Genomic DNA, 21,109 nt, shown 5'->3' on the forward strand with positions numbered 1-21,109 from the left:
AACTTAAAGAGCATAATGAGAATTTTTGAATTTTATATCTGTAGATAGGATTATAATACAGCTGAATTAAGAAACATTTCATCAAATTAAGCAGTTTGATTTTATAACATAATCACATAAGGTTGAATATCATTCCATCCCTCATTATAGACAGCTTTTTAACCACCAGACCGAACTTGCCCAAGGTTGTTTTTACTGATTTAACAAACCTTGTCAAAGACCTCATAAGGCAAAGCAGTCACATTTAGCTGATTAAAGTGCAAAAAAAAAAGGTTTCTATACCCTTATTTAGAGAACAAGATAACACCTTTGGCACTTATTGGCACATAATGTTACAAATCATTCAAATCTGATGTTATGACACATCACCTAAGCATAGAAACTAAAGCATTATTTATTTAACTAATTATAAGTATATTAAATAAATAAAATTATAAATTCAAAACCCCCAACTAAGAAGCTCTGGATACATATTATCATTGGATTAACTAAGCCCAAATACGATAGTTTAGTAGAATTTAATCAATCTAACTCTATGATTTAAAATCAAAAAAGAGCCGCAGAAGCGACTCTTAAAACAGCGGCTATAGTTATTCAGCAGCAGTTTGTGACAGTGAGCGAACATAAGCAGCCAATAGCATGACACGCTCATTGCCCAGCTTAGTTTGCCACTCTGGCATCACACCAGCACGACCATGACGAATCGTAGTTTGGATAGTATCACGATCGCCGCCATACAGCCAGATATCATCCGTCAGATTTGGAGCGCCCATTGCAGTGATACCTTTAGCATCTGCACCGTGGCACAGCACACAGTTCGCTTCAAATAAAGCTTTACCTTGTGCAACTTTAGCAGCATCAAGCTCATAGCCATTTTGGTTGCCTGAAATTTCAAGCACATATTCAGCGGTTGCGCGAACCCCAGATTCACCCAACTGTTGCTGCCAAGCAGCCATAGAACCGACGCGACCATTATGAATAGTCAGCAAAATTTCATCAGCGTTGCCCCCATATAGCCAATCATTATCCGTCAAATCAGGATAACCAAGCGCACCTTTTGCGTTAGAGCCATGGCATAGCGCACAGTTTTGCAAAAATAGTCGGTTACCAACTTTTTGCGCCTCTGGATCAGCTGCCAGTTTATCAACAAAAGGCGCTAGCAGTTTGACTTGCTCGTCGATCTGTGTTTGTAGTTCGGCGTTTTCTTCACCAGCTTTACGCTGAGATTGAAGATCATTCAGCTTAGCAAGAACAGCAGTTGCCTCGCTTGCGCCTGCATTTGCCAAAATGTTTTGCTCAAAATTTTCAGTAAATACGCGGTTGTTGGCTTGAAGCTGGCTGTTTAATTCATTGGCAGAAGTCCAAGGCACTGATTCGCCATCCACTTCAACGGTTGTCACACCTTTCCATACACTTGGCTGGATCGCGGGGAAAAGGATAAAATAACCCAAGCCCCAAATCATCGTGCCAAAGAAAATCACCAACCACCACTTAGGTAGTGGCTTGTCATACTCTCGAATACCATCATAGGAGTGGCCTGTGGTTTCATCTTCTTCAAGAACTGGTTTAGATCGCAAGGTCCATACCAGAACACCAAAGATGAATAGCCAGCAGCCCAATGACAAGATGGTAATCCAAGAACTCCAAAAAAAGCTCATTGTATATCCTTAGTGCGCTTATCTGATGATAGACGTTGTCTGTCCTGATCATCCAGCGCAAGTTGTGCATCTTCTTCAAAGCGTTTTTTATTTTTTGGGGAATAAGCCCACCATGCGATTCCAATAAAGGCAATAAAGGCCGCTACGGTCGCAATACTATGCAAAACGCCCCAATTCATTAGCGTTGACCTTGCATCGCAATACCCAACTGCTGTAGATAAGCAACTAGGGCATCCAGCTCGGTTGCACCTTGAACTTGGTCAGGTGCAGCTTCAATATCTGCTTCTGTATAAGGTAACCCAAAACGATCTTTAAACAGACGCATTTTTTCTTGTACTTTCGTGCCATTGACTTCTTTGGTAGCAAGCCAAGGATAAGATGGCATCACCGAATCAGGCACGACAGAGCGTGGATCGATCAGGTGATCAACATGCCATTGATCCGAGTAGCGACCGCCGACACGAGCCAGATCCGGACCAGTGCGTTTTGAACCCCACAAAAATGGATGATCCCACGCTGATTCCGCTGCACGGCTATAAGGTCCATAACGCTCTACCTCTGCACGCAAAGGACGAATCATCTGAGTATGGCAAACGTGACAGCCTTCACGAATATAGATATCACGACCTTCAAGCTCAAGAGCTGTCCAAGGACGCATATTTGGTAATGGCTTATTCACACCGCCCTCTTCGGCAACTGTTTCATCATAAATCAAAGGAACAAGTTCAACCAAAGTTGCAAAGCTGATAGCGATGACGATGAAGATAACGAGTAAACCTGTGTTTTTCTCTACTAACTCATGAGTGATTTTAGACATTGTTTACCCCTTAAGCCTGTACCGATGCCTGTTCGCTGCCAGTGTTCACTTCTTCTGGCTCTGCAATATGTTCAGGAACGCTTGGCATCTTAATCGTGCGATAGCAGTTATAAGCCATCACAAACATACCACCTACATACAGCGCACCACCCAATGTACGGACGACATACGGCCAATGTGAAACAACAACGGTTTGGATAAAGTCATAAGCCAAAGTACCATCTGGGTTTGTGGCACGCCACATCATACCTTGAGTGATACCTGAGATCCAAAGCGCAACGATATACAATACGGTACCAGTCGTCGCAAGCCAAAAATGCAGTGTGATCAGATTGGTTGAGTACATTTTTGCCTTGTTAAAGATGCGCGGCAATAATACATAAATCGAACCAATGGTAATCATACCAACCCAGCCTAAGGCGCCTGAGTGTACGTGACCTACCGTCCAGTCGGTATTATGACTGATCGCGTTAACCGCTTTGATAGATAGCATTGGACCTTCAAAAGTACTCATCGCATAGAACGACAAAGCAACAATCAAGAAGCGAATGATCGGATCGGTACGCAACTTATCCCAACTGCCCGAAAGGGTCAATACACCATTAATCATACCGCCCCAAGAAGGTGCAAATAGAATTAATGAAAATACCATGCCCAGTGACTGGGTCCAGTCAGGTAGCGCTGAATAGTGTAGATGGTGACCACCTGCCCACATATATGACGCAATCAATGCCCAAAAGTGGACGATTGATAAACGATATGAGTAAACAGGTCGGCCTACTTGCACAGGAATGAAGTAGTACATCATACCTAAGAATGCAGCAGTCAAATAAAAACCAACAGCATTATGCCCATACCACCACTGAACCATGGCATCAGTCGCACCACCAAATAGTGAATATGACTTAAATAAGCCAACTGGCACTGCCAAGCTATTCACAATATGTAGCAACGCAATGGTGATAATAAATGCTGCAAAGAACCAGTTTGCAACATAAATGTGTGATGTTTGGCGCTTAATGATTGTTCCAAAGAAGACAATGGCATAAGCCACCCAAACCAAAGCGATGGCGATGTCAATCGGCCATTCTAGCTCAGCATATTCCTTAGCAGAAGTCACCCCCAGTGGCAGGGTAATGACGGCAGAAACGATGATCGCTTGCCAGCCCCAAAAAGTAAACCACGCCAAATAAGGCGCAAACAATCTGGTCTTACAAGTACGCTGAACGATGTAATAAGAAGTTGCAAAAAGAGCCGAACCCCCAAACGCAAAAATCACCGCATTAGTATGCAGCGGTCTTAGACGTCCAAAAGACAGCCATGCTGTGTCAAAATTTAATACTGGCCATGCTAACTGTGATGCGATAAATACACCGACAGCCATGCCAACGATACCCCAAAATACCGCCATGATTGTAAAAAATCGCACAATCGTGATTTCATATTCATGATCTACGGACAAGGGGGCTACTGCTGATTTATATAGACTCATTGGATATTTTCCTGTGCAGCCCGATTTATTTAGCGTCGCAGTTTTATCAAATCGAGTGAAAAAACTACTCTTGCTTTGATCTTGTGTGTCTATTGTAACGCAAAGTTAGGCAAATATCATCAAGTCAGCCAGCAAAAAAGAAAAAATCCTTAATTTTTCTATGGATTATCGATAACTTTAATAACAATTCTAAAATTATCGACTCCGCTAGCTTGGCTTGCAAAACTGCTTGGCTTGCGTTAGACGGTGCGGCAAGGTGCCAACACCAAATATATCCCTACTGACAATATGGTATTACCAGCGGATGTTCACCTTTTATTATACAACACAAATGTAATTTTTGGGTATATTTTGTAAAAATATTGAAATTTTTTGGTAATATAGCCTTATTTTCTATAATAATTTAATTTTTTTAATATTTTAATTGAGTAATTAAAAAAAATGATGGTTTTATCAAGCATAAAAACGAGACCGATTTCATGGCGATTGTGACAAGTTGTCGGTTTTACTTTATAATACATCAAATGCATAGTCGCAGCACCCTTTTAACCTACATCATCAACACTTAAGGTAATTATTATGGAAAAATTTTTGAGCCAAGCATGGTTTGATAAAGTCAATGAACTCAACCAATCTGCAGGCGATCTGAACTTGCCACCTAATTTAGCCAATGTCTTATTAAATGCCAAAGTCACTGGCGATGAAAGCGTTGAGCTTCATCTAAAAGACGGTAAGCTGCATCAAGGCTTAGTAGAAAATGCGATCAGCACTGTTACCATTGATTGCGACACATTATTACAAATCATTGCTAATAATGATGTCAATCAAGCCATTGAAGCGTTTATGCTGGGCAAAATCCGCATTGATGGTGATATGACCCAAGTCATGGCACTACAATCAGCCAAGCCAAGCCAAGAGCAAAAAGAGCTGTTTAAAAAGATTTTACAAATCACTGAATTTTAATTAAAACTCTGTAAAATCACTTCACACGACCCCATCATAGTTCATCTGATGGGGTTTTTGATTTGATATAATCCAAACGCCCGTTTTACCGCTTAAGAATATCTTTATTCAAAAATATAGCTTGCATATTTTTATAAAATTTCAAAATATCATACAAAAACCCTATAAAAAATGGTAATATAAGCTCAGTTTCAAGATACCTATTTTGGTGTTTTTTTATTTACCAAGCCATGCCTTAGTCTGATTATACATTTAAACTTAATCTATTTAGGCGACAAGCCAAGGTATATACTATGTCAGAAGAACAAAAACCCAAGAAAAAACCCCGCCCCATTCCCGAAAAAATCATCCCGCATTCCAAAGATATGGATGCGACCAAGCATCGTGTACATCCCAGATTTGTTAAGGGCAAATATCAAAATATCCGCCTGATTTCGATGTATGCCATCTTTGTATTATTTTTGATTGCGCCTTGGATTCGTTGGAATGGTCGGCAGGCAATTTTGTTAAATGTGATTGAACCGAAGTTTTATATCTTTGGTGCAACTTTCATGCCGCAGGATTTTTACTTCTTTGCGTTTGTCTTTATCATTGCGGCGATGACTTTATTTATGGTCACAGTCTATGCAGGACGTGTGTGGTGCGGCTATGCTTGTCCGCAGACCATTTATGTGCATCTGTATCAGCACATCGAAAAATGGATCATCGGTGATCGTAATAAACGCATCAAATTTGACAAAGCTCCCTGGAATGCCGAAAAAATCTTTAAAACGTTGGCAGTGCACGCAGCTTGGGGTGTGATTTCGGCGGCGACAGCGCTGACTTTCATTTCTTTCATCGTAGGCACCGACTACCTGTTTTTTAATGGTGCGACCCCATTTTTTATGGGCTGGGGTAAGATGACATGGATATTTTTCTTAATCATCACCTTTGTTACCCAAACCAATGGTGGCTATATGCGCGAGCAAATGTGCGTGCATATGTGCCCATATGGACGCTTCCAAAGCGTGATGTTTGATAAAGACACGCTTTTGGTTTCTTATGACTATGAGCGCGGCGAGCCACGTGGTGCGCGCAAAAAAGATACTCATCCTGAAGGCTATGGCGACTGTGTGGATTGTAGTATGTGTGTGCAAGTGTGCCCCACAGGCATTGATATCCGCGATGGTCTACAAGTAGAATGTATCCAATGTGCCGCCTGTGTCGATGCCTGTAATGAAATCATGGATAAAGTTGGCTATCCGCGTGGACTGATCCGCTACACAACCGAGCGCCAATTGGTCGAAAAACAAAAAACCAAAATCATCGGCTGGCGTATTTTTGCTTATATCGGTGTATTGTCAGCGTGTATCATCGCGGCGACACTGGTTGCGGTTGGGCGCGCACCGCTTGAGATGGAAATTCGCCATGATCGTAAGCAAATCTCGACCATCGGACGAGATGGCATGATTGAAAATAGCTATGTTCTAAAAATCGTCAATAAAACCGATCAGCGTCACGTTTATCAAGTGCGCCTAGATGGTGATAATACCGCTGGCATGACTTTACGCTCACGCTTTAAAGAGCTACCACTTCAAGCCAATGAGCCATACGATCTGCCTGTCAGCATCATCGGCGATCCAAGCGTGGTTCAGCCTGGTAGCACGCCGATTACCATCACAGTCTACAGCCAAGATGGTCAATACAGCGCTTCTGCTCAAGATGTCTTTATCTATGAACCTAAGAGATAAGCGGCGTTAATTCCCAAAATCAGGCTTCGTTGTGCTACAATGAAGCCTGATTGATTTATAGAATTTGGCGATCCTTATGAAAATTACCCCCAAACCCAATAAACAAGCAAATATTTGGTACAAAAACTACATGGTCTTGATTTTTGTGATCGGCTTGCCTGTTTTGGTTGTGGTGGTTTGTATCTTTTTTATTATTTATTCTATAAAAATCCAAGACTCAACCGTACGCGATGATTGGTATATGGACGGCAAAACATTATATCAAGATGCTTCGCGCGATAAGCTTTCGCATGACCTAGGCATCTCTGGGATCATGCGACTCACCCAAGAAGATCAGATGACCCGTGTCCGCTTTGAGCTAAATTACCCAGCACAAAGCCTAGCGACACAGACATTCAGCGATGGCACGCCCTTAACTTATCCAAAATCATTGTCCGTGCGCATCTCTCATGCTACAGATAATGACAAAGACCGCGATTTTATTATGACGCATCAAACAGATAATAGTTATGCAGGTGAAGTCAAGCTTGACCCCACGCCTGCTAAATATTATCTGCAAGTCAGCAATGACGATGATAAAAACTGGCGCTTGGTTCAGCATGAAAACTTACCAAAGCAGAACATCGCCTTTGTACCGCTTGCAAGCTTTGATGAAGAGCGTAGCGCCCTGCCTGATCAACGAGACAGACGCCCTTCTGCAGACAAGTCATTTTAAGGACGATCAATAAACCAAGGCTCAAAGCTTAGAAAATCAAAGCGCTGACTTGGCGGCTTGCTCTTCTTCGGCAATGACTTGACGCGCGACGTGCAGGATTAATTGGCGCAGCCAACGATGCGCAGGATGATGCTGAAGTAGTGGCGACCATGCCATGGTCAGCTCAAATTCAGGAATAAAAAACGGCGGTTCCTTGACGATAATTTGTGGATTGTTATCCGCCTGCAACCTTGCCACGCGCGTCGGCAATGTTGCGATCAAATCTTTGTTAGCCGCAAGCATCGCAGGCATCTGATAATGGCGTGTAAAGACGCTGATTTGACGCTTTTGACCCAGTCTTTGTAGGGCTTGGTCAATCGAGCCAAGACCGCCTGATTTTTCAGGATTTACCCCAAAGCCCACGCCCATGCCCGTCTTAGACACCCACACATGATGCGCCTTTAGATAGTTTTTAAGATTAAAACGATTGGCGTAAGAGCTGTCCGCCGATAATAAGCAGCTAAAAGTATCTCTCCACACCAACACCTGATGAAAGCTTTGGGGAATTTCATTAAAGCGATTGATCGCCAAGTCCACACGCCCTTGCTCCATATCCCGATAAGAGACATCCGAGGGCGTCAAAAAATCCAAGATGACATTTGGCGCCTCACTACGCAGCGCCTTGACCAAACGCGGAACCAGTGTCGCTTCAGCATAGTCGCTGGTCATGATGCGAAATACGCGAGAAGTGCTATAAGGACGAAACTCGGTACGCGGCTCAAGCAGTGTCGTGATATCCGAGAGCACCTCACGAATGCGCGGCTGTAACTCAAAAGCACGCTCAGTAGGCGTCATACCCTCAGATGATCGCACCAAGAGCGGATCATTAAATAATGAGCGCAAACGCCGCAAAATATTACTCATTGCAGGCTGAGTGATACCAAGCTGCTCAGCGGCACGCGTGACATTTTTTTCACGCAAAAGCACATCCAAATAAAACAATAAATTTAAATCAACTTTTTGCAAATTCATACAGCTACCTTTGGGCGGCGACGCTTATTGGCTTGGCATTTGTTGTGTTGAGCTGCCTTGATGAACCACAACTTTTGAAACGCCTGCGATCGCTTTATAAGCATTCACAGTCGCATTGATATCATGATGTACAGGGCGCACAACCATCGCATTAAAAATATCAAACTCATTTAAAATCAGATCGCCCCGTCGACTTGCCAAAGCTTGGACGGCGGATTTGGCATTTAGCTGATAATAAACAATCAGACTACCCGCCTGCGCACTATTTAGATCAATGCTTGGCTTTGAGGTGGTTGGCGCATGATTCGGTACAGCTGTCACGCCGCCAGTTTGCTGAGTCATTGATGGCGCACTTGTGCTCTGACAAGCAGTCAAAGCAATCACACTCATTCCCAAAGCGATCGCAGTTAGTTTTTTCATAGGTTTTTCTCCAGGTTAGATTTAAAAATCATTTAAAATTAACAAATATCGACGCAAGTCCCAACTGCCACTTGGTCAAACAGCCAAACAAGCTCATCCATCCGCATTCTGATGCATCCATGCGACATAGGCACGCCCATCGGCTCTGTGTCTGGCGTACCGTGAATATAAATATATCGCGACTTGGTATCCACCACCTTGCCATCAGTGTTCAGACCACGATTATGACCATCTATTTGTCCATCAAGCCATAAAATACGCCCAAGTATCCAATCTCGATCAGGAAAATCATGCCCTAATTCATCGGTATAAAGCTCACCAGTAAACTGCCTGCCAACAAACACTGCATTGGCAGGCAAGCCATCACCGATCTTTTGGCTGATGACATGCTCGCCAAGCGGCGTACAGCCTGTACCCTCAAGCTGTCCTGTGCCGTTTTTTGCGGTGGAAATCACAAATTGGCGCAGCAAAATATCGCCTTGATACAGGGTTAGGCTTTGGGATTGAGTGTCAATCACGATACGCCGATCTACGGTCATTATTAATTCCTAAATAATAGCCATCATTTTTTAAAATGATAGTATAACAAAGCATAGCATATTTGGCATACTAAAGTGTGATAAAATTCTTATTTTTATCACAAAAGACAAATTATCTTAGGTTTAATATCCATGAAGCATAAAAAATGTTATAATTTCTTGATAAGTTCATTTTATTTAGTCATAAATCAAGGATATTCATATGAGTAATGCAACCATTTTGCAGCACCTTCCTGTCGGCAAAAAAGTCGGTATCGCTTTTTCGGGCGGTTTGGATACTTCAGCTGCCCTGCTTTGGATGAAGCAAAAAGGCGCTGAACCTTATGCCTATACTGCCAATTTGGGTCAGCCAGACGAAGATGACTACAATGCCATTCCTGACAAAGCCACACAGTATGGCGCGGTCAAGGCACGATTGGTTGACTGCCGCTTACAGCTTGCTCAAGAAGGCGTCGCTGCCATTCAGTGCGGTGCGTTTCATGTGACCACAGGTGGTATGCCCTATTTTAATACGACTCCTTTAGGGCGTGCGGTGACAGGCACGATGCTGGTATCAGCGATGCGCGAAGATGATGTGAACATTTGGGGCGATGGATCGACCTATAAAGGCAATGACATCGAGCGTTTTTATCGCTATGGTCTGCTTGCCAATCCTGAGCTTAAAATCTATAAACCTTGGCTTGATCAAACTTTTATTGATGAGCTTGGCGGTCGCGCTGAGATGAGTCAATTTTTGATTGATAATGGCTTTGATTATAAAATGAGCAAAGAAAAAGCCTACTCAACTGACTCAAATATGCTTGGCGCGACTCACGAAGCTAAGGATCTTGAGTTTTTGGATGCCAGCCATAAGATTGTTGAGCCGATCATGGGCGTGCGTTTTTGGGATGAGAGTGTCGAAATCGCTGCTGAGACAGTGACGGTCAGCTTTGAAGAAGGCGTGCCTACAGCGCTAAATGGTAAAAATTTTGACAGTTTGGTTGATTTGATCCTAAAAGCCAATGAAATCGGCGGTCGTCACGGCTTAGGCATGACCGACCAAATCGAAAACCGTATCATCGAAGCCAAGTCTCGCGGTATCTATGAAGCGCCAGGTATGGCACTGTTGCACATTGCGTATGAGCGCTTAGTGACAGGCATTCATAATGAAGACACGATCGAGCAGTATCGCATCAATGGCTTGCGCTTAGGTCGCCTACTGTATCAAGGTCGCTGGTTTGATTCTCAAGCGCTCATGCTGCGCGAGACCGCTCAGCGCTGGGTTGCCAAGGCGATCACAGGTACGGTCACCCTAGAGCTGCGCCGCGGTAATGATTACAGTATCTTAAATACCGAATCACCAAACCTAACCTATGAAGCTGATCGCTTATCCATGGAGAAAGTTGAAGATGCTGCGTTTACACCGCTTGATCGCATCGGTCAGCTGACCATGCGCAATCTAGACATTGCAGATACACGCCAAAAACTGGGGCTGTATGTCCAATCAGGCTTGCTAGGCTTAGGTGGTGGAAATGCCGTACCACAGCTTGAGCATAAAGATAACAAATAATCCCACAAACTCTCAATCAAAACGATTGGGAGTTTTTTAATCACTTACCGAATCACTCCAGTGCTGACATACTCGGCATAAGTTGGAATTTTTATCAAATTTACTTTCAAACCTTGACAAAAATTCCAATCCCTACAATAATGGATTTTTTGTATTCTTTTTAAGATCAAATAGATTATGACAACGACATTAACTATCATTCAGCCAGATGATTGGCATATCCATCTGCGTGATGGCGACGCTCTGGCGACCACCGTTAAGCACGCGGCAGCCAGTTTTAATCGTGTGATTTGTATGCCAAATTTGGTACCGCCTGTCAAGACAGCCGATCAAGCTGTCGCCTATCGCGAACGCATCTTAAAGGCACTCAAAGACAGTGATTTGCCATCTGCTCGTCAAGATAGCTTTGATCCACGCATGGTGCTGTATTTGACTGATCACACCACCGCCCAAGACATTGACGAAGCAGTCCAAACAGGCGTCGTATCAGCTGTGAAGCTTTATCCAGCAGGCGCGACCACCAATTCTGCTGATGGCGTGACCGATATTTTGGCGCGCGGCTCAGTATTTGAAGCCATGCAAAAGCACGGTATGCCGCTATTGGTACATGGTGAAGTGACTCACAGTGAGATTGATATTTTTGATCGCGAAAAACGCTTTTTGGATGATGTGCTGAGTAAAATCATCGCCCAATTCCCAAACCTAAAGATCGTCATGGAGCACATCACTACCGCTGATGCGGCAGATTTTTGCTTGGCTCAAGGCGATCATATCGCAGCGACGATCACTCCACAGCATCTGTTATTTAATCGTAATCATCTGCTGGTTGGCGGTGTTAAGCCTCACTATTATTGTTTACCCATTTTAAAACGAGCCACCCATCAAGCGCGCCTGCTTGAGGTGGCAACCAGTGGCAACCCTAAGTTTTTCTTGGGAACCGATTCAGCACCACATGCCACACACACCAAGGAAGCAGCGTGCGGCTGTGCTGGCTGCTATAGCGCTTTGCATGCCCTACCGCTATATGCCATGGCTTTTGAAAGCGTCAATGCACTTGATAAGCTTGAAAATTTTGCGAGCCGATATGGCGCTGATTTTTATGGATTGCCAGTCAATACTACCCAAATCACACTCATCAAAGAGCCACAGACCGTACCTGACAGCTTTGATTATTTGGGTGATAAGACGCTTACGCCGCTATTGGCAGGTGAAGTTCTGCCTTGGCAAGTGGTCAGCGCATGAGCGAATTAGTCAAATCAATAAAACCCACCATTGCCGATCGATTTCGAGGATTTTTGCCTGTGGTGGTGGATGTAGAGACCGCTGGCTTTAATGCTGCAACTGATGCACTGCTTGAGATTGCTTGCGTGCCAATTTTGATGGATGATGAAGGAAAGCTGTACCAAGGCGAGCCTTTGAATGCACACATTGAGCCGTTTGTTGGAGCAAATCTTGAGCCGGCGTCACTGAAATTTACCGGCATTAATCCGGATAGCCCTTTTAGAAAAGCCATCAGCGAAGACGAAAAAACCGCTTTACGCCGTATTTTTAAGACGCTTAAGCGCATCAAAAAAGAACAAGGCTGCCGCCAGTGCATTTTGGTCGGTCATAATGCGCATTTTGATTTGGGCTTTTTAAATGCTGCTATCGCACGCACCAACAGCAAAAATCACTCGCCCTTTCATGCGTTTAGCGTGCTTGATACAGCAAGTTTTGCCGCACTCGCCTATGGGCATACGGTACTGGCAAAAACCTGTTTGATTGCCGGGCTTGGCTTTGATAATAATCATGCCCACTCAGCACTGTATGACACCCAAAAAACCGCCGAACTGTTTTGTCATATTGTCAATCAAAGCACATTATTGCCGACCGAAAAAGCCGCTGATGAGCTTGATTGCAGTTGCAATGGTGACGAAGCGCCATGATTCATTTAGTTTAATTAGGGAGAAAATTATGCCATCTTTTGATGTGGTTTCAGAATTACAAGTGTTTGAAGTCAAGCACGCGGTTCAAAATGCCGAAAAAGAAGTCGCCACTCGCTTTGATTTTAAGGGCAGCGATATCAGCATTGAGCTGAACGAAAAAGCCAAAACTGTCACCATTACCACCGATAATGAGCTACAATCGGACAATGTGTATGCCATTTTTGAAAAGCAGCTGATTAAGCGCGGTGTGGATTTGCAGTCGCTAGATCCACAAGATAAGCAGCAGTCAGGCAAACAAATCAAGCAAGTCATCAACCTAAAAGATGGACTTGATGCCGACACCGCCAAAAAAATCTCCAAGTCGCTCAAAGAATCTGATCTGAAAGTTTCTTCCAGCATCCAAGGCGATAAGGTTCGGATCAGCGATAAGAAAAAAGACAATCTACAGCTTGCCATGGCATTTTTAAAAGATAAGCAATTTGGCGTCCCGCTACAATTTAATAACTTCAAAGACTAATAGCAACCAAAACTCTCTTAAATGGCTCAGTAAATCTGAGCCATTTTATTAAAAATCAATTACTTAGCAGTTTTCGTCAAAATTTTGACATAAAACGCTTGACGACCAAAAATATCATGATATAATGGCAACCAATTTCGGATCAACGGTGAAAGCGCCGAAATTCAGCAAAGGTTTGAGCTTTGCACACTGTGTCCCATTCGTCTAGAGGCCTAGGACACCGCCCTTTCACGGCGGTAACAGGGGTTCGAATCCCCTATGGGATGCCACTATTCTAAACGCGCTCAATACATTGAGCGCGTTTTTTTTATGTTCATTAACCCCCAACCTTTTCCCTTAGTTAATAAAAACAGCCACCGAATCATCAGTAGCTGTTTGGGTTTGGTCTTACAAGTGCGCTGAGCGCATATACCTTAAGCTTTATTTGGTCTGGCAGTCAGATAGTGCCGAACTTCAGGCTGTGTATTGGGCTTTAAGTACTCAAGAATCTGTGCCTGAAGTGCTGCATCTGCGCTTGAAACACGCTGATGCTGGCGCATATGCTCTTGCCAAGATTCAACAAAAAAGTACTCCAAATACACATCCACTTCATCAGTACACTTCATAATGCCCCATTGATAAGCACCATCTTTATAGCGCTGAGTTGACAGCTGATAAATGGTCTTTAAAAACGCTTCTTGATGCTCAGGCTTAGGCTGATACATTATCTGAATCATCACAGGACCGTCATTAGGATCAATCGGCGTATTGACAACTGGCGGTGCCCAATGATTTGAAGGCGTGGTATCCAGATTATCATTAGGCAATTTGATTTTATAGGTCAAAAGGCTACTAATCAATAAGCAAATACCAGAAGCAATCAATGTCTCAACCAGCCCAATCTGAGTAGCAACCGCGCCCCAGATCACACTACCTAAGGTCATGGCGCCATTGAACACCATCAAATACAGCGCCAACGCTCGTCCACGAACCCAGTTGGGCAAAATACCTTGAGTTAAGCTATTAAGTGTAGTAAGCGCAGTAATCCACGCAACTCCCAAAAATAAAAGCAATAATAAGGCAACGGCTTTGGGCGGTGAAGCCGACAAAGCCAGCATCACCAAGCCGGTGATAAAGGCAGCACATAACAGCATTTGATCGGCGCTAAATCGTGCTCTTATTTTGGGCAGAATGACCGCACCAACGATCGCACCGATCCCCACCAAACCAAGCATGATACCATAAAATCTGGCATCGCCCTGTAAGAGCGTTCTGGCAACCAATGGCAACAATGCCCAAACCGAACTTGCCATGACAAAATAAACAAATACGCGCCCAAAGATGATATGCAGCTCTCGGCTTGCCTTAGCATAGCGTAGACCTGCTTTAAATGCGCCGACAAAACTCTCTGACATCTCATCTTTGGCGCGAACGGGTCGCTTCCACCAAATCAGTGCAGCAATCACCACAACATAGCTGAAGACATCCGCGCCATACGCAGCAGCCACACCGAAACTGGCCAAAATCAGCCCGCCTAAGGCAGGACCAATGGCTCGAGCGATATTAATGCCTAAGGAATTTAATGCAACAGCATTTCTTAGCTGAGATCTATCAATCAGTTCAGGCACGATGGCTTGCCAAGTCGGCCCCATCAATGCCACACCAATACCACTTAAAAATGTTAATGCAATCAGTGAAGCCACTGATTGCATACCAAGCGCTGAAAGTAGCATAAGACAGATACTACTAAATGCCATGAGCATCTGAATACCTATCAAAAACTTGCGCTTATCTAAAATATCCGACAAAACTCCCGCTGGAATTGCCAACAAAAAAATGGGCAAGGTTGCTGCCGCTTGCACCATTGCCACCGCCATCGGCGACGGTGACAAGTCGGTCATAATCCAAGCACTGCCAACGTCTCTGATGAAGCTACCGATATTTCCTAAAATGGTCGCTAGCCACATCACTAAGAAGACTTTGACTTTTAATGGAGCGAAACTGTCTGATGACGTTTCGTTCATTCAAGCCTCCATTAAGCCATCCAGCAAGAACAGCCTAATGCACCAAAGAAGCTCTTTAGGTCACTGCTTGGCACTGTAGACGCCCAAGCTTTGGCATGATTATGACCATGCAAACCACAGCTTGTGCCACAGCCACAGCTGCTGACCATCTGCTGAACATTTTGCGATGGCGCAAATGAATTACGGCTTAAGTCTTCATCTGCCCAAGCACCATAACCTCCGAAGCGGCGAGTTGGCGACCATTCTGGCATGGCAGGTGGTAGTGGATTTTCATCCAGTGATGAAAACTCATCATCACCAAAGACCACTTTACCGCCGACCACAGTCAGATGCGATGTCAAATGCGGTAATTCTTCATCAGTCACAGAAAAATAGTCTTTACTTGGGATGATGAAGTCAGCAAATTGACCTTCTTCGATGCGTCCACGTTTGCCTTCTTCGTTTGAGAACCACGCTACATTTTCTGTCCACATGCGCAGTGCTGTTTCACGGTCAAGCAGATTTTCATTTGGATAAAGTCCCATACCGCCAACAGTTTTACCAGTGGTCATCCAAGATAACGATACCCATGGGTTGTACGACGCGACACGCGTTGCGTCCGTACCCGCAGACACTTTCACACCGCTTTCAAGAATGCGCTTAATTGGCGGTGTCGCTGCGGCTGCCCCTTTACCATAACGCTCAACAAAATACTCACCTTGGTACGCCATGCGATGCTGAACCGCCACGCCGCCGCCAAGTTTGGCGATACGCTCAATCGATCTGTCCGAGATGGTCTCTGCGTGGTCAAAGAACCAGTTTAGCCCCTCTAGCGGAATGTCTTCGTTAACTTTTTCAAAGACATCAAGCGCACGCGAAATGGTCTCATCATAGGTCGCGTGTAAGCGCCATGGCCAGCGGTTTTGAGCCAAGATACGCACCACCTCTTCTAGCTCACCTTCCATTTCTTGTGGCATATCAGGACGCGGCTGACGAAAATCCTCAAAGTCAGCTGCCGAGAACACCAACATCTCGCCTGCGCCATTATGACGGAAATAGTCATTGCCTTGCTTATATTCCACCGATGACGTCCAGCGTAAGAAATCTTCTTTTTCTTCTTTGGGCTTTTGGGTGAATAAGTTATAGGCAATGCGTACTGTCAGCTGATCTTCATCTGATAATTTTTGAATGACTTCATAATCATCTGGATAGTTTTGGAAGCCGCCACCAGCATCAATCACACCAGTTACGCCCAAGCGGTTAAGCTCACGCATGAAATGACGCGTTGAATTGACTTGATAATCAAAAGGCAGTTTTGGACCTTTTGCCAAGGTTGAATACAAGATCATGGCATTAGGCTTGGCAAGTAAAAGACCTGTTGGATTGCCTTTGCTGTCACGCAAGATCTCACCGCCTTCTGGTTCTGGCGTATCTTTGGTGTAGCCAACAGCACGCAAAGCTGCTGCATTCAATAGTGCACGGTCATACAAATGCAAAATAAATACAGGCGTATCTGGCGCAATTGCGTTAATCTCTGCAATCGTTGGCAGGCGTTTTTCGGCAAATTGATGCTCGGTAAAACCACCCACAACACGCACCCACTGCGGTGCTGGCGTGATGTCAACTTGTGCTTTTAGCATCGCCATCGCATCTGCCAAACTGCGTACGCCATCCCAGCGCAGCTCTAAGTTATAGCTTAGACCACCACGAATGATGTGTGTGTGGTTGTCAAATAACCCTGGCAGAACTTTTCTACCTTTTAAATTGATGCACTTGGTATTGCTGCCCGACATTGCCATGATGGTATTATCATCACCAACAGCGACAAATTTGCCATTACTGATCGCAACTGCCTGAGCGGTTGGGTTATTTTTATCCAATGTTGTAAAATTACCATTATAAAAGATGGTATCTACTGATTGATTAGCTGTGCTCATGTTGCCTCCTTGTCATTGGTAGTTTTGGGTGGATTTTGGCTTTGAGATTCACTCATCTGAGTGCTTGGTGCCAGCCATTGTTTGGCATAAGGAACTGCTTGCTCACCCACAAGCATCCCCAGAAGCCCGATCAAAGCGACGACAGGCGGTGCAGGCGATCGTACGTTTAGTACATAATATAAAACGCCCACTAAAATTCCAACACCAAAAGAAAAAATATACATTTTCATGACGTATCCAAAATGCTTAAGCGACAAAGGCGCATTCAATCAAACACGCCTCTGTCAAAACATTTATCAATAATTATTTAGCCGGATTTGGGCCGATACGTTCACCGTGTTGTACACGCTCAGGCGCTCTGTGTACCATCGTGTAGGCATAATCTACGCCCATACCATATGCACCAGAATGCTCTCTGACAATATCCATAACTGCATCATAAGTATCTCTGCGTGCCCAGTCACGTTGCCACTCAAGCATCACTTGCTGCCAAGTCACTGGAATGATACCTGCTTGGATCATGCGCTGCATGGCATAGTCATGAGCTTCTACAGAAGTACCGCCAGAAGCGTCGGCTACCATATAGATATCATAGTCAGTATCAGCTGCCGCTGCCAAAGCAAAGCCTAGGTTACATACTTCAGTCCATAGACCTGCAACGATCACTTTTTTACGGCCATTTTGTGCATTTTTTGCCAATGCATCACGGACGTTTTGATCATCCCATGAGTTCATAGAAGAACGCTCAAGTAGTTGAGCTTCTGGGAATACTTCTAGTAGCTCTGGATATGTATGACCTGAGAACGCATCGGTTTCAACAGTAGTGATGATGGTTGGGATATCAAAAGCTTTGGCGGCTTTTGCCAAGCCAACAACGTTATTTTTTAGAGTTTGACGGTCGATTGATTGTACGCCAAATGCCATCTGTGGCTGATGATCGATAAAGATCAATTGGCTGTTTTCTGGGGTTAGTAATTCTAGAAATTTATTTGACATCAGATGTCTCCTTTGTTGTTAAATTTTACATTTATAGTTGCCCAAAGCGATCCGTGTTGTTTAGCCACTTTGGGCGATTAATTGATGATTGCTCATCAAAAATTCATTAAGGCTGATTGGTGTTAGCAGCGATATCCATTGGCACATCCATCAATAGGATTTGGGCATCACTCGTAGCAGTCAATTCAAAACCATCCGTATCCCAAACGCCCAAACCATCGCGCTCGCTCAGCTGCTGATCACCGATTTTTGCTTCACCTTTGATCACAAATACATACACGCCATTGCCTGGTTTTTTGATATCATAGCGGCGGCTGGTATCCTTATCAAAGTTAGCTAGTGAAAACCAAGCATCTTGATGAATCCACACGCCATCATCATCAGCATTTGGCGATAAGATTTGTTGAAAATCATTTGGTTTGGCTTGATCAGCGATTGTGATTTGTTGATAGCGTGGCTCAACACCATTTTTACGAGTTAATACCCAGATTTGTAAAAATTTCACTGGCTCATCAGCGTTAGCATTCATCTCGCTGTGAGTCACACCAGTACCCGCTGACATGACTTGGATGTCACCATTTTTAATGATACTGCCGTTACCCATACTATCTTTGTGCGCCAAGTCGCCACTCAAAGGAATCGAGATGATTTCCATATCGCGGTGCGGATGTCTGCCAAAGCCCATTCCACCTTGAACAAAGTCATCATTAATAACGCGAAGTACACCAAAGCCCATGCGCTGTGGATTATAATACTCTGCAAAGCTAAAGGTATGACGGCTTTTTAGCCAACCATGCTCGGCATTGCCACGAGAATCGGCAGCGTGAAATACAGTTTTCATCATTTTCTCCAATTGTGATTTGTTATTGATTTGAATTATAGCGTAATTAATTTGTGCGATAAACCGCCATTTTTGCAAGGCTTGATTGCAAAAATAGAAATTTAACAATTAAGAAAACATGAGAAACAATTCACTGCAAAATGTCTCAAATATCAAACCTTTCAGCGGTTGCACTCATCTATTTTAAAGTTATTTTGATTAGTTTAGATTAAAATAAAATTTTGATCTTTAGAGCCTTTTGTGTTGTCTGATATGGTATTTTAACTGTTTCAAAAACAAAACCCCTTTAGAGAGCATATCTAAAGGGGTTTTAGCGATTTAAAATAAACTTTCAGATGACTGTATCGTGTTATGACTCAAAGAAAGTTTGTCAGCAGTAAGAACGAAATGGCACTAATGATCGCAGCTGCTGGCAGGGTAATAACCCAAGCCAAGCCAATGGGCTTCATAAGGCTCCAGTTGGTGTTTTTATTGACCAAACCGATCCCAAGAACCGCACCAACCAAAATGTGCGTACTTGATACAGGAATACCCAAGGTAGACGCACCCATTACAACCGCAGCAGCAGCAAGCTCCGCTGAGAAACCTGACGCAGGATGCATCTCGGTTAGGTTGGTACCAACCGTTTGGATAACCTCTTTACCAATAAACCAAAGACCTACAATCAATGCCACACCAAAGGTCAGCATCACAGGCGCAGGTACGGCTGCTTTAGCTTCGACGGCGTTATTTTTGATCACATCCATGATCGCAACGAAAGGACCGACGGCGTTGGCAATATCGTTTGAACCATGACTAAACGCAAAAGCACACGCAGTGAATACCTGCATCCAGCTGAACATCACAAACGTGGCTTTGGCTAGATCTTCTTTTTGTTTACCGCGGATTGTTTTGGTATAAATAAAGGCAGTCAGCCAAACCATCGCACCAAGCATCCCCATCACCAAGCCAGCTTGCAAAGTAGATAATTTTAGACCTGTATTTGCCAGACCCTTAAATACCACCATGGCTGTCATGATCACCGCACCCAATGCAGCGATGAGCGGCACCCAGGTTTTTAATGCTTTGAGCGTATCCAAATTCTCGCGCTTGCGCTCAAGATCAAACACCGAACGGTAGTATTCCGTCTCCAAGTCGTCGCGTTGGCAATCGCCGTCTTTATAGACTTCTTGGTCACGCAACATGGCGTTGGTGTATGGCAGCTTTTCTTTATCAGCCAAAGTATCAAAATATTCTTTTTGTTGGCGTTTTAGCGTCTTTTTCTCAGCTTTGATGGATTTTACCATCGCTTCGGCTTTTTCGTTATATGCCAAAATATTTTTCTTGATGACGCTGTACAATAAATAAGAAAGCGCGCCACCTAAGACTGGTGATAGCACCCAAGAAATCGCGATGTCACGAATTTTTGACCATTTTACTGTCGAAAATGCCAAATCCGTACCGCCAATGCTGATACCAAGAACGATCGAGCTACCGACGATACCGCCAATGATTGCGTGCGTTGTAGACACTGGCAAGCCGCGTTTGGTCGCAAATAACAACCAAAATGCCGCCGCAACGAGCGCTGAAAGCATCAAATAAATAAACTGATTTGGAGAGACGCCCAATTCACTGATGTCGACAATGCCGCTACGAATCGTATCTGTCACCGCCGCGCCTGCCAACACTGCGCCCGATACCTCAAAAATCGCCGCAACCGCCAACGCCTGAGTGACTGACAGCGTGCCCGCCCCTACCGATGTACCAAATGAGTTTGCAACATCGTTACCGCCGATGTTGAATGCCATAAAAATACCAAAGAAACTTGCGATCATGAACAACAGCACCTGCTGATGCATTGTATAGACCAAGCCCCATTGAATAAAATAGATGCTCATCCCAGCCAACAGTAAGCCAAAAAATACATTGGCTGCCAAAGGCGTGGCTTGTTTTGTAGAATTTACCATAAATCCACCAAAGATAAATGAAAAAAGCCACTTCAAAGAACCTAAGTTTTCAAGGTTTTAGTGAGTGACTT

19 protein-coding genes, 1 tRNA gene and 1 pseudogene are annotated in these 21,109 nt (G+C 44.1%); 8 read left to right on the forward strand and 13 right to left on the reverse strand.

What is annotated here, in order from left to right; translation table 11 throughout:
- Positions 1-590: 590 nt before the first annotated feature.
- Genes ccoP through ccoN form a run of 4 tightly spaced genes read right to left on the reverse strand, consistent with a single transcriptional unit; the run spans position 591 to position 3,967 of the window.
- Positions 591-1,658: a cytochrome-c oxidase, cbb3-type subunit III gene (ccoP, locus tag U0021_RS02010; protein ID WP_049237470.1), complete on the reverse strand. Its 1,068-nt coding sequence runs from the start codon at positions 1,656-1,658 to the stop codon at positions 591-593.
- Positions 1,655-1,837: a cbb3-type cytochrome oxidase subunit 3 gene (locus tag U0021_RS02015; protein WP_049237468.1), complete on the reverse strand. Its 183-nt coding sequence runs from the start codon at positions 1,835-1,837 to the stop codon at positions 1,655-1,657. The genes ccoP and U0021_RS02015 overlap by 4 nt, the downstream gene beginning before the upstream one ends.
- Positions 1,837-2,475, reverse strand: a complete 639-nt coding sequence (gene ccoO / locus U0021_RS02020) for a cytochrome-c oxidase, cbb3-type subunit II (RefSeq protein ID WP_049237465.1) — start codon at positions 2,473-2,475, stop codon at positions 1,837-1,839. The genes U0021_RS02015 and ccoO overlap by 1 nt, the downstream gene beginning before the upstream one ends.
- 10 nt (positions 2,476-2,485) lie before the next feature.
- Entirely contained in the window at positions 2,486-3,967 is a 1,482-nt protein-coding gene (gene ccoN, locus U0021_RS02025; protein WP_049237463.1) for a cytochrome-c oxidase, cbb3-type subunit I, read from the reverse strand.
- A gap of 579 nt (positions 3,968-4,546) precedes the next feature.
- Here ccoN and U0021_RS02030 point away from each other — a divergent pair.
- The 3 genes from U0021_RS02030 (at position 4,547) to U0021_RS02040 (ending at position 7,375) form a co-directional block, all read left to right on the forward strand.
- On the forward strand, positions 4,547-4,930 hold the full coding sequence (locus tag U0021_RS02030; RefSeq protein ID WP_114801043.1) for an SCP2 sterol-binding domain-containing protein: 384 nt from the start codon (positions 4,547-4,549) through the stop codon (positions 4,928-4,930).
- A 293-nt stretch (positions 4,931-5,223) separates the two neighbouring features.
- A complete protein-coding gene (gene ccoG, locus U0021_RS02035) occupies positions 5,224-6,660 on the forward strand; it encodes a cytochrome c oxidase accessory protein CcoG (RefSeq protein ID WP_114801042.1) in 1,437 nt (478 codons plus the stop codon).
- Positions 6,661-6,736: 76 nt separating this feature from the next.
- Positions 6,737-7,375, forward strand: a complete 639-nt coding sequence (locus U0021_RS02040; RefSeq protein ID WP_114801041.1) for a FixH family protein — start codon at positions 6,737-6,739, stop codon at positions 7,373-7,375.
- 36 nt (positions 7,376-7,411) lie between these two features.
- Here U0021_RS02040 and U0021_RS02045 read toward each other — a convergent pair whose 3' ends face one another.
- The 3 genes from U0021_RS02045 to U0021_RS02055 are packed head-to-tail and all read right to left on the reverse strand — an operon-like array spanning position 7,412 to position 9,345.
- Complete coding sequence (locus tag U0021_RS02045; protein ID WP_049237491.1) at positions 7,412-8,386, reverse strand: LysR family transcriptional regulator; 975 nt, start codon at positions 8,384-8,386, stop codon at positions 7,412-7,414.
- Positions 8,387-8,410: 24 nt separating this feature from the next.
- Positions 8,411-8,806 carry a hypothetical protein gene (locus tag U0021_RS02050; protein ID WP_114801040.1) on the reverse strand — a complete coding sequence of 132 codons (396 nt, stop codon included), beginning with the start codon at positions 8,804-8,806 and terminating at the stop codon, positions 8,411-8,413.
- Positions 8,807-8,844: 38 nt separating this feature from the next.
- Complete coding sequence (locus U0021_RS02055) at positions 8,845-9,345, reverse strand: L,D-transpeptidase (protein ID WP_114801039.1); 501 nt, start codon at positions 9,343-9,345, stop codon at positions 8,845-8,847.
- A gap of 202 nt (positions 9,346-9,547) precedes the next feature.
- Between U0021_RS02055 and argG the strand changes: the two genes are divergently transcribed.
- From argG to U0021_RS02080, 5 genes are all read left to right on the forward strand, one after another.
- Positions 9,548-10,894, forward strand: a complete 1,347-nt coding sequence (argG, locus tag U0021_RS02060; RefSeq protein WP_114801038.1) for an argininosuccinate synthase — start codon at positions 9,548-9,550, stop codon at positions 10,892-10,894.
- 174 nt (positions 10,895-11,068) lie between these two features.
- Entirely contained in the window at positions 11,069-12,136 is a 1,068-nt protein-coding gene (gene pyrC / locus U0021_RS02065; protein ID WP_114801037.1) for a dihydroorotase, read from the forward strand.
- Positions 12,133-12,819 (forward strand): ribonuclease T, encoded by a 687-nt coding sequence (rnt, locus tag U0021_RS02070; protein ID WP_114801036.1) that lies wholly within the window; start codon positions 12,133-12,135, stop codon positions 12,817-12,819. The genes pyrC and rnt overlap by 4 nt, the downstream gene beginning before the upstream one ends.
- Before the next feature lie 28 nt (positions 12,820-12,847).
- Positions 12,848-13,336: a YajQ family cyclic di-GMP-binding protein gene (locus U0021_RS02075; RefSeq protein WP_114801035.1), complete on the forward strand. Its 489-nt coding sequence runs from the start codon at positions 12,848-12,850 to the stop codon at positions 13,334-13,336.
- A 193-nt stretch (positions 13,337-13,529) separates the two neighbouring features.
- Positions 13,530-13,605: transfer RNA gene (locus U0021_RS02080), tRNA-Glu, on the forward strand.
- Positions 13,606-13,749: 144 nt separating this feature from the next.
- On the opposite strand, the gene U0021_RS02085 is transcribed toward U0021_RS02080, so the two are convergent.
- From U0021_RS02085 to U0021_RS02110, 6 genes and pseudogenes are all read right to left on the reverse strand, one after another.
- Positions 13,750-15,339, reverse strand: a complete 1,590-nt coding sequence (locus U0021_RS02085) for an MFS transporter (protein ID WP_114800865.1) — start codon at positions 15,337-15,339, stop codon at positions 13,750-13,752.
- 11 nt (positions 15,340-15,350) lie between these two features.
- Positions 15,351-17,255: an amidohydrolase gene (locus tag U0021_RS02090; RefSeq protein ID WP_049237286.1), complete on the reverse strand. Its 1,905-nt coding sequence runs from the start codon at positions 17,253-17,255 to the stop codon at positions 15,351-15,353.
- A 74-nt stretch (positions 17,256-17,329) separates the two neighbouring features.
- Positions 17,330-17,485: pseudogene (locus U0021_RS02095) on the reverse strand (DUF1427 family protein); the annotation flags it as partial.
- A gap of 73 nt (positions 17,486-17,558) precedes the next feature.
- Positions 17,559-18,251 carry a hydrolase gene (locus U0021_RS02100; protein WP_114800863.1) on the reverse strand — a complete coding sequence of 231 codons (693 nt, stop codon included), beginning with the start codon at positions 18,249-18,251 and terminating at the stop codon, positions 17,559-17,561.
- Between the two features lie 106 nt (positions 18,252-18,357).
- Complete coding sequence (locus tag U0021_RS02105) at positions 18,358-19,092, reverse strand: pirin family protein (RefSeq protein WP_114800862.1); 735 nt, start codon at positions 19,090-19,092, stop codon at positions 18,358-18,360.
- A gap of 356 nt (positions 19,093-19,448) precedes the next feature.
- Positions 19,449-21,038, reverse strand: a complete 1,590-nt coding sequence (locus tag U0021_RS02110) for an inorganic phosphate transporter (protein ID WP_114800861.1) — start codon at positions 21,036-21,038, stop codon at positions 19,449-19,451.
- Positions 21,039-21,109: the final 71 nt, after the last annotated feature.

It is taken from the genome of Moraxella canis, assembly GCF_034424565.1.
GTDB lineage: Bacteria > Pseudomonadota > Gammaproteobacteria > Pseudomonadales > Moraxellaceae > Moraxella > Moraxella canis.

Excerpts from the sequence above, each read along its gene's own strand:
- U0021_RS02045 (WP_049237491.1), bottom strand. The coding sequence starts at position 8,386 with ATGAATTTGCAAAAAGTTGATTTAAATTTATTGTTTTATTTGGATGTG.
- U0021_RS02040 (WP_114801041.1), top strand. The coding sequence starts at position 6,737 with ATGAAAATTACCCCCAAACCCAATAAACAAGCAAATATTTGGTACAAA.
- U0021_RS02105 (WP_114800862.1), bottom strand. The coding sequence starts at position 19,092 with ATGAAAACTGTATTTCACGCTGCCGATTCTCGTGGCAATGCCGAGCAT.
- ccoP (WP_049237470.1), bottom strand. The coding sequence starts at position 1,658 with ATGAGCTTTTTTTGGAGTTCTTGGATTACCATCTTGTCATTGGGCTGC.
- U0021_RS02030 (WP_114801043.1), top strand. The coding sequence starts at position 4,547 with ATGGAAAAATTTTTGAGCCAAGCATGGTTTGATAAAGTCAATGAACTC.
- ccoO (WP_049237465.1), bottom strand. The coding sequence starts at position 2,475 with ATGTCTAAAATCACTCATGAGTTAGTAGAGAAAAACACAGGTTTACTC.
- U0021_RS02050 (WP_114801040.1), bottom strand. The coding sequence starts at position 8,806 with ATGAAAAAACTAACTGCGATCGCTTTGGGAATGAGTGTGATTGCTTTG.
- U0021_RS02075 (WP_114801035.1), top strand. The coding sequence starts at position 12,848 with ATGCCATCTTTTGATGTGGTTTCAGAATTACAAGTGTTTGAAGTCAAG.
- U0021_RS02090 (WP_049237286.1), bottom strand. The coding sequence starts at position 17,255 with ATGAGCACAGCTAATCAATCAGTAGATACCATCTTTTATAATGGTAAT.
- U0021_RS02055 (WP_114801039.1), bottom strand. The coding sequence starts at position 9,345 with ATGACCGTAGATCGGCGTATCGTGATTGACACTCAATCCCAAAGCCTA.
- U0021_RS02100 (WP_114800863.1), bottom strand. The coding sequence starts at position 18,251 with ATGTCAAATAAATTTCTAGAATTACTAACCCCAGAAAACAGCCAATTG.
- U0021_RS02015 (WP_049237468.1), bottom strand. The coding sequence starts at position 1,837 with ATGAATTGGGGCGTTTTGCATAGTATTGCGACCGTAGCGGCCTTTATT.
- U0021_RS02085 (WP_114800865.1), bottom strand. The coding sequence starts at position 15,339 with ATGAACGAAACGTCATCAGACAGTTTCGCTCCATTAAAAGTCAAAGTC.
- ccoG (WP_114801042.1), top strand. The coding sequence starts at position 5,224 with ATGTCAGAAGAACAAAAACCCAAGAAAAAACCCCGCCCCATTCCCGAA.
- argG (WP_114801038.1), top strand. The coding sequence starts at position 9,548 with ATGAGTAATGCAACCATTTTGCAGCACCTTCCTGTCGGCAAAAAAGTC.
- rnt (WP_114801036.1), top strand. The coding sequence starts at position 12,133 with ATGAGCGAATTAGTCAAATCAATAAAACCCACCATTGCCGATCGATTT.
- U0021_RS02110 (WP_114800861.1), bottom strand. The coding sequence starts at position 21,038 with ATGGTAAATTCTACAAAACAAGCCACGCCTTTGGCAGCCAATGTATTT.
- ccoN (WP_049237463.1), bottom strand. The coding sequence starts at position 3,967 with ATGAGTCTATATAAATCAGCAGTAGCCCCCTTGTCCGTAGATCATGAA.